Source organism: Winogradskyella pelagia (assembly GCF_017581965.1).
Classification (GTDB): Bacteria; Bacteroidota; Bacteroidia; order Flavobacteriales; family Flavobacteriaceae; genus Winogradskyella; species Winogradskyella pelagia.
In genome coordinates, this window is sequence record NZ_JAGEVF010000014.1 from 47896 (window position 1) to 62555 (window position 14660).

Genomic DNA, 14660 nt, shown 5'->3' on the forward strand with positions numbered 1-14660 from the left:
TCAAAACGATAAAAAGAAAAATCTAGTATTTCTGTAAGAATTTAATAGTAAAGCTGGTCCGTCTTAAGATTGAGAAACCGCTGGGTAGCAATGAAGGTGCTCATCCATGTTATAACTATTCCTAAGCCAAAAACACCTAGGAATAAGGCCAAAAGTGATATGGTGTTATTCAATAAATTCAGTTCAGGGAAAGTAAGGTTGAGGTAATACAAAACAACGGCAACACCTGCTAGAGCAAGTATGGCACCAATAATTCCAAGCTGTATACTTTTCCAAACAAAAGGACGTCTGATAAAGCTTTTAGTGGCACCAACCATTTGCATGGTTTTAATTATAAATCGTTTTGAATATACCGCTAATCTAATTGAGCTATTGATTAATAGTACGGCAATAAGCGTAAATAGTCCACTGATAACCAAAACCCAAAATGATATTTTCTGCACATTGTCGTTCATGAGTTCTACCAGGTCATTATCGTATCTAATTTCTTCAATAAACGATTTACTCGATAAATTATCTGTAATTTCAGAGAGTTGTTGAGTGGTTACAAAATCAGCTTTGAGATATACATCAATAGAATTTTTGAGCGGATTATAGCCTACAAAATCCATAAAGTCTTCTCCTGTTTCAACTTTCATAAATTCAGCAGCTTCTTCTTTGGATACATATAAGGCTTCTTTAGTGTAATCGGCCATAGCTAGACTCTTTTTTAACTGATTTACCTCAACTTCTTTGGCAGTATCATTTAAATAGATGGTCATCACCACTTGTTCTTTAAAGTGGTCAGCTACTTTTTTAGAATTTATAACCAATAAACCAAGACAACCTAATAAAAATAGGACTAATGCAATGCTAATAACTACAGAAATGTATGATGAAATTAGTTTACGCTTTTGGTATTTATCGAAGGATGATGCCATTTAAAACGGATTAATGCTGTAAAAATATAAAACTAATTGCTTCTGTAGACTAATACAACGTTTAGTTTTTTATTGTGTTGCAATACCTTTAAATTTGCCCCTTATTTCAATAATAATCAAAGATGCGGTACAACTTTAACGCCATTGAAAAAAAATGGCAAGCGTATTGGGCAAAAAATGGCACATTTAAAGCCTCTAACACCAGTGATAAGCCAAAGTATTATGTGCTGGACATGTTTCCATATCCTAGCGGAGCGGGTTTGCATGTGGGACACCCTTTAGGCTATATTGCTAGTGATATCTATTCACGCTACAAGCGCCATAAGGGCTTTAATGTATTGCATCCTATGGGTTATGATAGTTTTGGTTTACCTGCTGAGCAATATGCTATACAAACAGGTCAACATCCCGCTTTAACAACAGAAAAGAATATTAAAACCTATCGCAGGCAGCTTGATCAAATTGGTTTTTCTTTCGATTGGAGCCGGGAGGTCCGGACGTCTGAACCAAAGTACTATAAATGGACACAGTGGATTTTTATTCAGTTGTTTGAATCTTGGTATAATTACGATTCTGATAAAGCAGAACCTATTGATAACTTGATTTCTAAGTTTTCTTCAGAAGGAAACACAAAAGTGAATGCAGCTTGCGATGAGGATATACAGCCATTTACAGCAACCGATTGGAATAGCTATTCTTCTGAGCAACAACAAGAAATCTTGTTGAAATATAGATTGACCTATTTAGCAGAAACTGAAGTGAACTGGTGCCCAGCACTAGGAACGGTTTTAGCAAATGATGAAATTATTAATGGGGTTTCAGAACGTGGTGGACATCCAGTAATCCGTAAAAAAATGACCCAATGGAGTATGCGTATTTCGGCTTATGCAGAACGTTTGCTTCAAGATTTAGAAACCATCGATTGGACGGATTCATTAAAAGAAAGCCAGCGTAATTGGATAGGTAAATCGGTTGGCGCATCAGTTTCTTTCGATGTAAAAGACTACGATGCAACCATAGAAGTCTTTACTACACGGCCTGATACCATTTACGGTGTTAGTTTTATGACATTGGCTCCAGAACACGAATTGGTGTCAAAAATCACATCCGAAGTGCATAAAGCTGAGGTTGAGGCTTATATTGAAAAAACAGCGAAGCGCAGTGAACGCGACCGCATGGCAGATGTTAAGACTATTTCTGGTGTGTTTACGGGTGCTTATGTAGAGCATCCTTTCACTAAAGAACCGATACCAATCTGGATTGGTGATTATGTGTTGGCAAGCTATGGAACCGGAGCCGTCATGGCTGTGCCTTGTGGTGACCAGCGCGATTATGATTTTGCAAAACATTTTAATATTCCAATTCCAAATATTTTTGACGGAATAGATATCTCAGAAGAGGCCTTTTCATCCAAGGAAAATGTTAAAATTGCCAATAGTGATTTCCTTAATGGAATGAACTACAAAAAAGCGAGCAAACGTGCTATTTATGAGTTAGAACAAATAGGTAAAGGTCGAGGAAAAACCAATTACCGTTTAAGAGATGCTGTCTTTTCGCGCCAACGCTATTGGGGCGAGCCTTTCCCTACGTATTACGTGAATGGCATGCCACAAATGATAGATGCTAAGCATTTGCCATTAACCTTACCAGAGGTTGAAAAATATCTGCCAACCGAAGAAGGCGAACCACCATTAGGACGCGCCGATGTTTGGGCTTGGGATACCGAAAGTAATAGGGTAGTGTCTAATAATAAGATTGATAACAAAACGATTTTTCCTTTAGAGCTGAACACCATGCCTGGCTGGGCTGGGAGTTCGTGGTACTTTTTTAGATATATGGAAGATGCCAAGCGTGCCGAAACCTTTGCGAGTGAGGACGCTTTAAACTATTGGAAAAACGTAGATTTATACATAGGAGGCAGCGAGCACGCCACAGGTCATCTTTTGTATTCACGTTTTTGGGTGAAATTTTTATACGATAGAGGCTTTGTTTCTATTGATGAACCTTTTAAAAAACTCATTAACCAAGGTATGATTTTGGGGACGAGTGCTTTTGTTTTTAAAATTAATGTTGACAGCTTTGGTTTTGAAGGTAAAGGTGAAGATTTACGAGAACAAATGGGTAAGTTCAACGTTTTTGTTTCTGCCATAAAACTTGAGACCATAAAGGAATCTGCAGAAGAGAAGAAACAATTCATCGAAAATATAAAGTTGAAATTGGAATCGATTCAATTATCCCAAGGAAAATTAGTCAGAGTAGACATTAACCCTGAAAGATTCTTAGCTATTCATGCAGATGTTAATTTAGTTAATTCTTCAGATGAATTAGATGTTGAAGCTTTTAAAAATTGGAGATCAGAGTTCAAAGATGCCATATTCATTACTGAAGAAGACGGTGCGTTTAAGGTGAAACGTGATGTCGAAAAAATGTCCAAGTCCAAATACAACGTGGTCAACCCAGATGATATTGTTGAGCAATATGGTGCAGACAGCTTACGCCTATATGAGATGTTCCTTGGCCCATTAGAGCAATACAAGCCATGGAATACTGCTGGTATTACAGGTGTGCATAGTTTCCTTAAAAAGCTTTGGAAGTTATTTGTGGATGATAATGGTCTTAAGGTCACTGACGCTGAGCCCACTAAGGATAATCTAAAAACGCTACATAAAACCATTAAGAAGGTAGAAGAAGACATTGAGAACTTCTCCTTTAATACTTCGGTATCTACCTTTATGATTGCCGTTAATGAATTAACAGCCCAAAAGTGTACCAGTAAAGCTATTTTAGAACCACTTTTAATTCTTATTTCAGCGTATGCACCACATATCGCAGAGGAATTATGGGAGCAACTAGGTCATGCAAACTCAATTTCAATAGTTCCGTTTCCAAAATTTGAAGAAAAATATTTGATAGAAAGTACCAAAAACTATCCTATTTCATTTAATGGAAAAATGCGCTTTACGCTAGAATTGCCTTTGGATATGAGTAAGGAAGACATCGAAAAAACTGTTTTGGCATACGAAAAAACACAAGAGCAATTGCAAGGGCGCACACCTAAAAAGGTAATTGTGGTACCTGGGAAAATTGTAAATATCGTTGGTTAATGTACCTAATCGTGGTAATTAAACTATCTTAAGGTTTTCTAAAAAGAATCTCATGGATAAAACAGACATACTGGTTGCTCAATTAAAAGTTAAGGACGTAGATGCCTTTGAGCAGCTTCACCATATGTACGCCAAGAATATTCTTGGTGCCATAAATGTTATTATTCAGGATGAGGCCATCTCAAAGGAAATTTGTCAGGATGTATTTGTTAAGGTCTGGGAAAAGTCACAGTTGTATGATGCCGCAAAGGGCCGCTTTTTTACATGGCTGCTTAATATGGCCAGAAATGCCGCGATTGATTATTCAAGGTCGAAAGAATTTAAGACCCAAAAAAAGAACCATTCCTTAGATTTATTCGTTAGTATCTATGAACAGCCAACGGACAATACAACCTCTGGTGAAAAATACGACGGGCTAAGACGAATGTTAAAACAATTAAAGCGCAAGTGTGTAGAGCTAATTGAAATGCTCTATTTTAAGGATTATACCCAAAAAATGGCGGCAGAGCGTTTATCAATTCCTCTGGGAACCGTAAAAAGTAGAAATAGAAATTGTTTAAAGCACCTTCGTGAAAATTTGAAAAATGACTAGTAAGGAACTCATAGCATCTGGTGAACTTGAATTGTATGTGGCAGGCTTACTTTCGGAAGAGCGCAATGCCGAATTGGCTCAGCTAATTCAGGATGATGAGGATATTAGACAAGAAGTTGAGGCTATTGAACAGATAGTTATGCGTTTGGCTGCTGAAGCCTCAGTGTCAGACACCGAAGATTTCAATGAGGTTCTTAAAAAGATAGTAAAACAGCGAGTAGGGAAGGTTCAATCCGATGAAACTGAACCAACACCTAAAAAGAAAGTAATACCATTAACTCCCTATATAGGATGGGCTGCCGCAGCTATATTTTTAATGTTTTTTGTGTATCAATATCAAACAACGACAGAGGTACAAACCATTTTAACTTCCAATATTGAACAAAAGGAAAAGTTAGAGGAGCAGATAGAAAGTCAAATTCAAAATACCATCCTCAAAGAAGAACTGCTAAAAACAGTAGCATCTATAAACACCAAGAAAATTAATTTGGCAGGACAGGAAATTTCTCCGGATTCTAATGTCAGTGTCTTTTGGAACACAGAGAAGGACAAAATAATTATTGATGCCAGTCAACTACCAGAAGCACCTGATTCCATGGTCTATCAGGTTTGGTCCTTAACACTGAGTCCGCTAACGCCGACAAGTATCGGTTTGCTCGACAACTACAGCAACCAGAACACCTTATTTTCCTTTGACAATCCTAATGCCTCTGAAGCTTTTGGGATTACTCTAGAGCCTAATGGAGGGAGCGAAACACCAAACTTAGAGCAGCTTTATGTATTGGGAACTACAGATTCTTAGTTCACTCTTCTTTTCCCCTAATTTTCTTAAAGTTTTCATAAAATGAAAATTTATTGAACCCTTGCATTAAATACTTCGTACGTAGGGCAAAACCATAAAAATTAAAGAAATGAAGTATTTAAAAATTAGAACAATGCTAACCATGTGTGTTATGACTTTGTTCATTGTAAGTTGTAGCACCGATGATGACGCCATCACCGTTGACCCAAATTTAGAATCAAAAACCTATCAATTATTTGAATTGGCGAACTCTGGTGTGTCGGGCTCGGCAACATTTACCAATCAAATAGACGGTAGTGTTTTAGTTTCCGTAGACCTTAATGGCACACCTCAAAACGGAATGCATCCATCCCACATCCATTTTAATACGGCAGCTGAGGGTGGTGCTATTGCTGTAAGTCTAAACCCTGTTAATGGCTCAACTGGAACCAGTCAAACCTTTGTAACCCAAACGGATGACGGTATGCCATTAGATTACCAGAGTTTATTGGATTTTGATGGCTACATCAACATCCATTTAAGCATGGATGAATTAGCCACCGTGTTAGCGCAAGGTGATATTGGACAAAATGAATTAACTGGAGTTTCAAAATCTTACAATTTAGGTGAAAAAGATGTCCTAGGAATCAGTGGGTCAGTTCTTTTTGAAGAGCGTGTTAATGGTGAAGCTCAAGCTACTATTATGCTCATGGGAACGCCTGATGAGGGTATGCACCCAGCGCATATCCATATGAATACAGCCGCAGAAGGTGGTGCTATTCTCTACACGTTTACACCAGTAGATGGTGCTACAGGAATGAGCCGTTCTAATGTCGCTATGCTAGACGACAATTCAATGTTCGGTTATAACGATGTGCTTGATGTCGATGGCTATGTGAATGTACATTTAAGTGTAGATCAGTTAGCCACCATAGTTGCTCAAGGTGATATTGGTCAAAATGAACTAACAGGAGTTTCCAAGTCTTACAATTTAGGTGAAAGAGACGTCCCAGGAATCAGTGGCTCGGTACTTTTTGAAGAGCGTGTTAATGGAGAAGCTCTGGCTACTATAATGTTGTCCGGAACGCCTGATGGAGGAATGCATCCAGCACATATTCATATGAATACAGCCGCAGAAGGTGGTGCTATTCTCTACACATTTACACCAGTTGATGGTACCACAGGAATGAGTGTCTCAAACGTAGCAATGTTAGATGATAATTCCATGTTTGGTTATAACGATGTGCTAGATGTCGATGGCTACGTCAATGTACATTTAAGTGTGGATCAATTAGCCACTATAGTTGCTCAAGGTGATATTGGGCAGAATGAATTAACAGGAGAATCCAGAATGTATATGCTAGGTGAAATCGACGTACCCGGAATCAATGGCTCAGTAATTTTTGAGGAACGCGTTAATGGAGAAGCCCAGGCGACTATCATTTTGTCCGGAACGCCTAATGGCGGTATGCACCCAGCGCACATACACATGAATTCAGCTGCAGAAGGTGGTCCTATCCTTTATACGTTCACACCTGTAAATGGTACTACAGGAGTGAGTATCTCAAATGTGGCAATGTTAGATGATAATACCATGTTTGGTTACAGCGATGTACTTGAAGTTGATGGCTATATCAATGTGCATTTAAGTATGAACGAATTGGCAACTATTGTTGCACAAGGTGATATTGGGTTGAATGCTATGTAATTAGATTGTTCAATTTGAGGGGGAGAAAAGCTGCCATTAGGGTGGCTTTTCTTATTTTTAATATCAAAAACTATTAAAGCCTGTTTGTAGTTAATCGATATTTTTAAAATTATATCTATTAGTGTATTTCTTTGATAATGAGTTCTTTTTTGAGAAAATCAAAAAATAGAGGCGAAAAAATAAATAATCTATAAAAATGTCCTTCCAAAGTCTATAAAATTTGCTTTGCTCATTTTTTTGATGGTACTTTCTTACTGCTATTAAATTCTAATCAACAATTATAAATGAAAATCGGAGTACCCAAAGAAATCAAGAACAATGAAAACCGTGTTGGTATGACACCAGCAGGCGTATTCGAATTAACCAAGAACAATCACGATGTTTATGTACAAAAGAGCGCAGGCTTAGGTAGTGGCTTTTTTGATGAAGATTATATGGAGGTTGGTGCCGTCGTCCTCGATACCATAGAGGAAATTTATGCAGCTGCAGATATGATTGTTAAAGTAAAGGAACCTATTGAGCAAGAGTATCCATTGATAAAATCGCATCATGTGGTCTTCACTTATTTTCATTTTGCATCTAGTGAAACTTTAACTAAGGCAATGATAAAAAGTGGTGCCGTATGCATTGCTTATGAAACTGTAGAATGTGAGAATGGGACGTTGCCGTTATTAACACCAATGTCTGAGGTAGCTGGCCGTATGGCAGTACAACAAGGTGCAAAATATTTAGAAAAACCCATTAAGGGTAGAGGCGTATTATTAGGAGGTGTACCAGGTGTGCCTCCAGGTAAAGTTTTGGTTTTAGGTGCAGGGACCGTTGGTATACAAGCCGCTAAAATGGCAGCTGGTTTAGGTGCACATGTTACTATTATGGATATTAATATGAAACAATTGCGTTATGTTAACGATGTTATGCCAAATCATGTGGTTACGGAGTTTTCGAGCGAATTCAATATCAGAACAAGAATTAAAGATCACGATTTAATTATAGGAGGTGTTTTAATAAAAGGTGCTAAAGCACCTAAATTGATTACAAGGGATATGCTCAAAGAAATGCGTCCTGGAACTGTTATTGTAGATGTTGCCGTAGACCAAGGCGGTTGTATAGAAACGACTAAAGCAACTACTCACGAAGACCCGACTTATATCATTGATGATGTGGTACATTACTGCGTAGCTAACATGCCTGGTGCAGTACCTTATACATCGACCTTGGCTTTAACCAATGTAACATTACCTTATGTTCTAAAATTGGCCAATCAGGGCTGGGAAAAGGCTTGTGAAACTGACGAAAGTCTATCCAAGGGATTAAATGTGGTCGATGGTAAAATTGTTTATGAAGAAATTGCAGAGGCTTTTAACTGGTCTATGGATGCAATGGCCTAAGTTTTTTTAATCGCTATCTTTAGATTAAAATACGTCATTAGTATTATGAGAGTTTTTATTTTAATCATCCTTTTGTGTTTTTCATCATTAGTGTTAGCACAAAAGGATGGTTTTAATTTTCCAGAGGATGCTTTTGGTATTTACAAAGGCGATTTGATTATTGAGAATGATAAAGGAAAGCAGACAATAGGTATGGAATTCCACTTTCAGCCTACAGAAGTTATAGGGACATATCAATATAAAATCGTTTACATTGCGGATGCGAAGCGCCAAGAGAGAAATTATAATCTTATAGTTAAAGATAGTACCCTAGGTCAGTACATAATTGATGAAAATAATGGTATCCGGCTACCAGCTAAACAATTTGGACATAGGATACATAGCATTTTTGAAGTTCAAGGAAATTTATTAATAACTACTGAGGCCTTTTACGATGATTATATGTTGTTTGAGATTGTTTTTTCAAATACCAATGAAGAAGTTGTATCTGGTAACACCTCTGAGGATATTCCAAAAGTAACAGCCTATCCTGTCACAGTTTCCCAACGTGCCAAGCTTTTTAAAGTAAAAAACTGACAAAATTTCTTAACGTTAGTTTGGCTTATTTTTTGTTACTTCTTTGCTAAATTTACATAACAAAAATTAAACATATGTTAGGATATTATATATTAATTGGAGCGATTGCTTTGGTAAGTTGGATGGTGAGTAATAAGCTTAAGAAAAAATTTGCCTTTTACTCTAAACGACAATTAAACAATGGCATGTCTGGTAGGGAAATTGCTGAAAAAATGTTAGCAGATAATGGCATTGGCGATGTTGAAGTTATTTCGGTAAGAGGACAACTGACCGACCATTACAATCCCAAAAATAAAACGGTTAATCTGAGTGAGGCGGTTTACAATCAACGAAATGCGGCGGCAGCTGCAGTTGCCGCGCATGAGGTTGGTCATGCGGTACAGCACGCCACTGCATATGGTGCTTTGCAAATGCGTTCGCAATTGGTGCCTATTGTTAGCGTCACTTCAGGTATGAGTCAATGGTTAGTTATTGGAGGTTTAATTCTTGGCGCTGCTGCAGGTTTTGGCCCAGGCTATTGGGTTGCCGTAGCAGGTTTAGTATTTATGGGTTTTGCAACCTTGTTTAGTTTTATTACGTTGCCTGTAGAATACGATGCCAGCAATAGAGCTTTAGCCTGGTTAAAAACAAAGAATATGGTTAGCCAACAAGAATATGAAGGTGCTGAAGACGCCTTAAAATGGGCTGCTAGAACCTATTTAGTTGCGGCTATAGGTGCGTTGGCTTCCTTGTTGTATTGGGCGCTTCAAATCTTTGGCGGTAGAGATTAATTAAATTAGATATTTAAAACTCAAAGCCCTGATTTCTCAGGGCTTTTTTTGTGAGTTATATTTTAATCTGTCGATCAATCTGTTGTTGTAAAGAAATAAAAGTTTCTGTTCGCGAAACACCGGTAATACTTTGAATTTGTGAATTCAATACGTGCATAAGATGTTCATTATCCTTGGATAGAATTTTAATAAAAATACTCCATTCGCCTGTTGTATAGTGACATTCTATAACTTCCGGTACTTTTTTTAGTTGTTTCACGGCATCAGGATTACTAACGGCTTTGTCTAAATAAACACCAACGAATGCCATAGTCGTATATCCTAAAACTTTGGGATTAATTACAAATTTAGATCCTGCAAGTAATCCAGACTTTTCTAGTTTTTTAAGTCGTTGATGAATAGCAGCACCAGATATACCAACGTTTCGAGCTATTTCAAGAATGGGTGTTCTAGCATCTTGCATTAGCGCCCTAAGTATCTTTTTATCAATACCATCAATATAAACCCCTTTGCTGTTAACCTTCATCTCAAAATATAATTGCAATTGAAAGTTAAATGTACTAAATCAATTTTAAATTGAAACTAATTAGAACTGTTTCTGTTCTTAATAAGATAAATCTATAAAGGTTCCAGTAATAGTAGTTGTATGGTTTGGTGTTGTACTCGAAGCGGCAACTTCAAAAGTCCCTGAAATTAATCGAGTTCCCTCCTCCGTCGGATGAGGTACATTAGAGGTTATGGTTACCTGTCCTGAATCGGAATAATAACTAAGCTGCAAGTTTTGCTGTCTAATCAGCACATAGGTTACAAAATTATTTTCGTCAACATTTCCCATGTCTTTAACTACTCCCGCATCGAATCCTCCAGTGGCATTAAGAAAGAGTGTGAGCATATCACCATTGATATCTGCAGAGTCAATACTTAATACGCTACCATTTCCGTTGGACGTAATTTCATATACACCGTCTTGGTAATTGTAATCAGAGTAAGTGCCGCCATCAATAGTTGCGCGTATACCAGGGTCTTCAGCTATGACATAGACTTGGTCGTCACTGCTGCATCCTAAAATAAAAAATGACAAAATAAAGGCACATAGAAGTTGTTTGGGTTTCATGTGAAATAGGTTTTAAGAAAGTAAAAAATAGGGTGTTTTACTTTCAGTTAGACTTGGGTTGTAGTTTGAAAATCATCAAATTACCTAGGCAATATAGTAATTTCTATAAGAAGTGCTTGAAATTGCAAATTAGTCGTGGTCGCAGACTTAGATAAAACAGCCTATAAGTTAAGGGGATTATAGCCTAAATAAGGGACCTCTTTTTCTTTAAATGATACACCATAGGATTCTAATTCTTTTAAAATTGGTGAGTAGACTTCTTTGGTAATAGGTATTTGTACTCCAGGTGTAACGATTTTGCCATTTAAAATATCAAGCGTAGCTATGGCAACGGGTAAGCCCACAGTTTTGGACATAGCAGTATAGGTTTGGTCTTCTCCTAAAACTACCATTGTCGCATCGATTTGATGCTTATTCCCATCTTTTTCGTAACCAAATTTATGATACATCACAATCATGTCTTTATCATTTGCACTTAAAGTCCAGCTATCCATTAATATTTTTTGCAGAATTTGAGCGGGAGTAGCAGCTTCTAAACCAACCTTTTTGTTTGGATTAAACAGGTCTAGTTCTAAGAATTTATCCCATATAAGATCATCTTGATCAAGCTTTAAAGCATGCCTAAATTTCAACTCCACTGAATCGGTTGGACTATAGGGTAAAAATGAATTTACAAAATCTCTGTAGCTCATATTGATGCTATCCTCAATGATGTAGCTGTCGTCCGTCATTCCTAATTGCACAAAGACATTCCAAGCTCTACTGAACCCGACACGTCTCATTGTACCACGATACAAAGTTTTTGCATGGTCGAGTCCATAAACATGCTGGTATTTAAGAGAATCTCTGTTGGCATAAGCTTCAAATCGCCCGTAGCCCTCAATTTCTAAAAATTCTGTACGCCTAAACAATCGGTGATAAGGGATGTATTTAAATTGATTTTCTTGAAGAAACTTTGCGGCACCACCTTGACCTGCAACAACAACATTTCTCGGGTTCCAAGTAAATTTATAGTTCCAAAGATTGTTGTCACTTTCTGGAGCTACTAAACCTCCAGTAAAGGATTCAAACAAAATCATTTTGCCACCATTATCTCGTATTCGATCAATAACCTGCATGGCGCTCATATGGTCAATTCCAGGGTCTACACCAATCTCGTTCATAAAGATTAGCTCGTTTGATTCGGCTTCGTCATTTAGCTCTTGCATTTCTTTGCTCACATAAGAGGCTGTAACCATATGTTTTTTATGGCGAATACAATCTCTGGCTACTTCAATATGAAAACGTGCGGGCAGCATAGAAACAACAATATCTGCTGATGCAATTGCTTTAGACCTGGCTTCAGAGTTAAAAATATCGAGATGAATAGCTTCTGAATTAGGGTGGTCACCTAAGAGTTTTTTGGCATTATCTATGTTGATGTCTCCAATAGCGATGTGCAGTTCTTCACTATCAGATTTATCAAGAAAATACTTAATTAAATAAGATGATGATTTACCTGCACCAATTACTAAAATCTTTCGCATAATAGCTTAATATGACTAATTTTATATGCACGAATGTAATAAATACGGTAAGTATTTACGGTGCAAATACGTCTTAATTATGAACAAAAAACTATTAATTACTGGGGCTGTTTTTGGTGTGTTAGGGATAGTCCTGGGCGCGTTTGCAGCTCATGGCTTAGAAAAACTTGTTAATCAAGAAGCTATAAAATCTTTTGAAACGGGTGTACGTTACCAGATGTATCATGCCTTTCTGCTATTGCTGTTGGGAGGCACCTCATTTTTAAGTAAAAAATTAAAATCATATGTGTTTTTATTGGTTGTTCTAGGTGTACTTTTCTTTTCTGGCTCTATCTTCGGCTTGGCAACAAATGACCTATCATCATTCGATTTTACCTCAATAGCATTGATAACGCCATTAGGTGGATTGCTATTAATACTAGCATGGGTGCTGATGTTAATCGGGATAATTAAGAATAAGGTCGATTAATAGTAATGTGCTCGCCATTTTTAAAATAATGTTTTAATTTTGCACCTTTAAATTAAAACAACAAATATGGTAAATCCTGCCCATTCCACGAAAACGATTTCGTTAGATGCTTACGGTATTAAAGATTCCAAAATTCATTATCAATTATCACCCGAACAGCTTCAAGCTATTACAATAGAGAAAGGCTTAGGAAAGGAAACTGCTAATGGTACTTTGGCTATAAATACAGGAAAATTTACAGGGCGTTCTCCAGAAGACCGTTTTTTGGTTAAGGACGATTACACAAAAGACAAAATTTGGTGGGGACCTTCTAATAAGGCTATTTCACCTGAACATTTTGATTTTCTTCAGAAAGAAGTTGAGCACTACTTAAGCAGTAAGGAAGTGTTTGTAAGAGATGGTTATGTCTGTGCGGATCCAAATTACAAGATGAATGTGAGGACCGTAACAGAGTATCCCTGGTCTAATATGTTTATTTACAATATGTTTTTAAGACCTAGTGAAGAAGAATTGAAAGATTTTGAAGAGGAGTGGTTGGTACTATGTGCCCCAGGTTACGTCTGTCCAGACCCAGAGAATCATGGATTAAGGCAAGGTAATTTCTCAATATTAAATTTTACCAAAAAGATAGCACTAGTTGGAGGCTCTGCTTATACTGGTGAAATGAAAAAGGGAATTTTTACGGCTTTAAACTTTATACTCCCAGTAGAAAAGAATGTGTTGCCAATGCATTGTTCAGCAAATGTTGGTGAGAATGGAGAAACGGCCATTTTCTTTGGATTATCAGGTACTGGTAAAACAACTTTATCAACAGATCCAAATAGACAGTTAATTGGTGACGATGAGCATGGCTGGACGGCGGAAAACTCAATATTCAATTTTGAAGGTGGCTGCTATGCTAAAGTGATTGACCTTAGCGAAGAAAAAGAACCAGATATATACAGAGCCATTCGTCCAGGAGCCATTTTAGAGAATGTGATTTTTAAAGATAACGGTGAGGTAGATTACATGGATAGTACTATCACTCAAAATACAAGAGTAAGCTATCCTATTTACCATATAGACAATATTAAGCAACCGTCATATGCCGGAAATCCGAAGAATATTTTCTTTTTAACAGCAGATGCCTTCGGTGTATTGCCTCCAATATCTAAACTCACACCTGCCCAAGCGGCATATCACTTTATTTCTGGTTATACAGCTAAAGTAGCAGGTACCGAAGCTGGTGTTGTAGAGCCGCAACCATCATTCTCAGCTTGTTTTGGAGCACCATTTATGCCTTTACACCCTACAGAATATGCAGATATGCTAAGTAAAAAAATGAAAGAGGCAGGTGTAAATGTTTGGTTGGTTAATACAGGTTGGACAGGTGGCCCTTATGGTGTTGGGACACGCATGAAATTAAAATACACAAGAGCAATGATTACTGCTGCCTTAACTGGACAATTAGGTAATTATACTTATGAAGATTACCACATACATTCCGTATTTGGTGTGGCCCAACCGAGAACATGTCCAGGTGTGCCAACAGAAGTGCTCAGTCCAAGAACCACATGGAATGATGATGACGCCTATTATAAAATGGCTTTTAAACTCTCAAATTCGTTTAGAGAGAACTTTAAAAAGTTTGAATCCTATGCCTCTGAGGAAATAAGAAGAGGCGGCCCACAACGTTACGGGTTCTAGTTTTAAGTGATTGATAAAAAAAAGCG

The 14660-nt window shown here is 37.4% G+C and carries 13 protein-coding genes; 9 read left to right on the forward strand and 4 right to left on the reverse strand.

What is annotated here, in order from left to right:
- Nucleotides 1-41 precede the first annotated feature (41 nt).
- Nucleotides 42-920, reverse strand: a complete 879-nt coding sequence (locus J4050_RS14235) for a cell division protein FtsX (protein WP_208155269.1) — start codon at nucleotides 918-920, stop codon at nucleotides 42-44.
- 122 nt (nucleotides 921-1042) lie between these two features.
- Between J4050_RS14235 and J4050_RS14240 the strand changes: the two genes are divergently transcribed.
- The 7 genes from J4050_RS14240 (at nucleotide 1043) to J4050_RS14270 (ending at nucleotide 9839) form a co-directional block, all read left to right on the forward strand.
- Nucleotides 1043-4024: a leucine--tRNA ligase gene (locus J4050_RS14240; protein WP_208155270.1), complete on the forward strand. Its 2982-nt coding sequence runs from the start codon at nucleotides 1043-1045 to the stop codon at nucleotides 4022-4024.
- Between the two features lie 52 nt (nucleotides 4025-4076).
- A complete protein-coding gene (locus J4050_RS14245) occupies nucleotides 4077-4616 on the forward strand; it encodes an RNA polymerase sigma factor (RefSeq protein WP_208155271.1) in 540 nt (179 codons plus the stop codon).
- Nucleotides 4609-5418, forward strand: coding sequence for an anti-sigma factor (locus J4050_RS14250; RefSeq protein ID WP_208155272.1), 810 nt, complete (start codon nucleotides 4609-4611; stop codon nucleotides 5416-5418). The genes J4050_RS14245 and J4050_RS14250 overlap by 8 nt, the downstream gene beginning before the upstream one ends.
- A gap of 109 nt (nucleotides 5419-5527) precedes the next feature.
- A complete protein-coding gene (locus J4050_RS14255; protein WP_208155273.1) occupies nucleotides 5528-7105 on the forward strand; it encodes a CHRD domain-containing protein in 1578 nt (525 codons plus the stop codon).
- Between the two features lie 284 nt (nucleotides 7106-7389).
- Complete coding sequence (ald, locus tag J4050_RS14260; protein WP_208155274.1) at nucleotides 7390-8493, forward strand: alanine dehydrogenase; 1104 nt, start codon at nucleotides 7390-7392, stop codon at nucleotides 8491-8493.
- A 45-nt stretch (nucleotides 8494-8538) separates the two neighbouring features.
- Nucleotides 8539-9069 (forward strand): hypothetical protein, encoded by a 531-nt coding sequence (locus J4050_RS14265; protein WP_208155275.1) that lies wholly within the window; start codon nucleotides 8539-8541, stop codon nucleotides 9067-9069.
- Between the two features lie 74 nt (nucleotides 9070-9143).
- Entirely contained in the window at nucleotides 9144-9839 is a 696-nt protein-coding gene (locus J4050_RS14270; RefSeq protein WP_208155276.1) for a zinc metallopeptidase, read from the forward strand.
- Between the two features lie 55 nt (nucleotides 9840-9894).
- On the opposite strand, the gene J4050_RS14275 is transcribed toward J4050_RS14270, so the two are convergent.
- The 3 genes from J4050_RS14275 to J4050_RS14285 form a co-directional block, all read right to left on the reverse strand.
- Nucleotides 9895-10365 (reverse strand): Lrp/AsnC ligand binding domain-containing protein, encoded by a 471-nt coding sequence (locus J4050_RS14275; RefSeq protein WP_208155277.1) that lies wholly within the window; start codon nucleotides 10363-10365, stop codon nucleotides 9895-9897.
- 78 nt (nucleotides 10366-10443) lie between these two features.
- Nucleotides 10444-10953 carry a hypothetical protein gene (locus J4050_RS14280; protein ID WP_208155278.1) on the reverse strand — a complete coding sequence of 170 codons (510 nt, stop codon included), beginning with the start codon at nucleotides 10951-10953 and terminating at the stop codon, nucleotides 10444-10446.
- 161 nt (nucleotides 10954-11114) lie between these two features.
- Nucleotides 11115-12479, reverse strand: coding sequence for a saccharopine dehydrogenase family protein (locus J4050_RS14285; RefSeq protein ID WP_208155279.1), 1365 nt, complete (start codon nucleotides 12477-12479; stop codon nucleotides 11115-11117).
- A gap of 79 nt (nucleotides 12480-12558) precedes the next feature.
- Here J4050_RS14285 and J4050_RS14290 point away from each other — a divergent pair, with 79 nt between their 5' ends.
- Nucleotides 12559-12948: a DUF423 domain-containing protein gene (locus J4050_RS14290; protein WP_208155280.1), complete on the forward strand. Its 390-nt coding sequence runs from the start codon at nucleotides 12559-12561 to the stop codon at nucleotides 12946-12948.
- A gap of 66 nt (nucleotides 12949-13014) precedes the next feature.
- Nucleotides 13015-14634 (forward strand): phosphoenolpyruvate carboxykinase (ATP), encoded by a 1620-nt coding sequence (gene pckA / locus J4050_RS14295; RefSeq protein ID WP_208155281.1) that lies wholly within the window; start codon nucleotides 13015-13017, stop codon nucleotides 14632-14634.
- The last annotated feature ends 26 nt before the right edge of the window (nucleotides 14635-14660 follow it).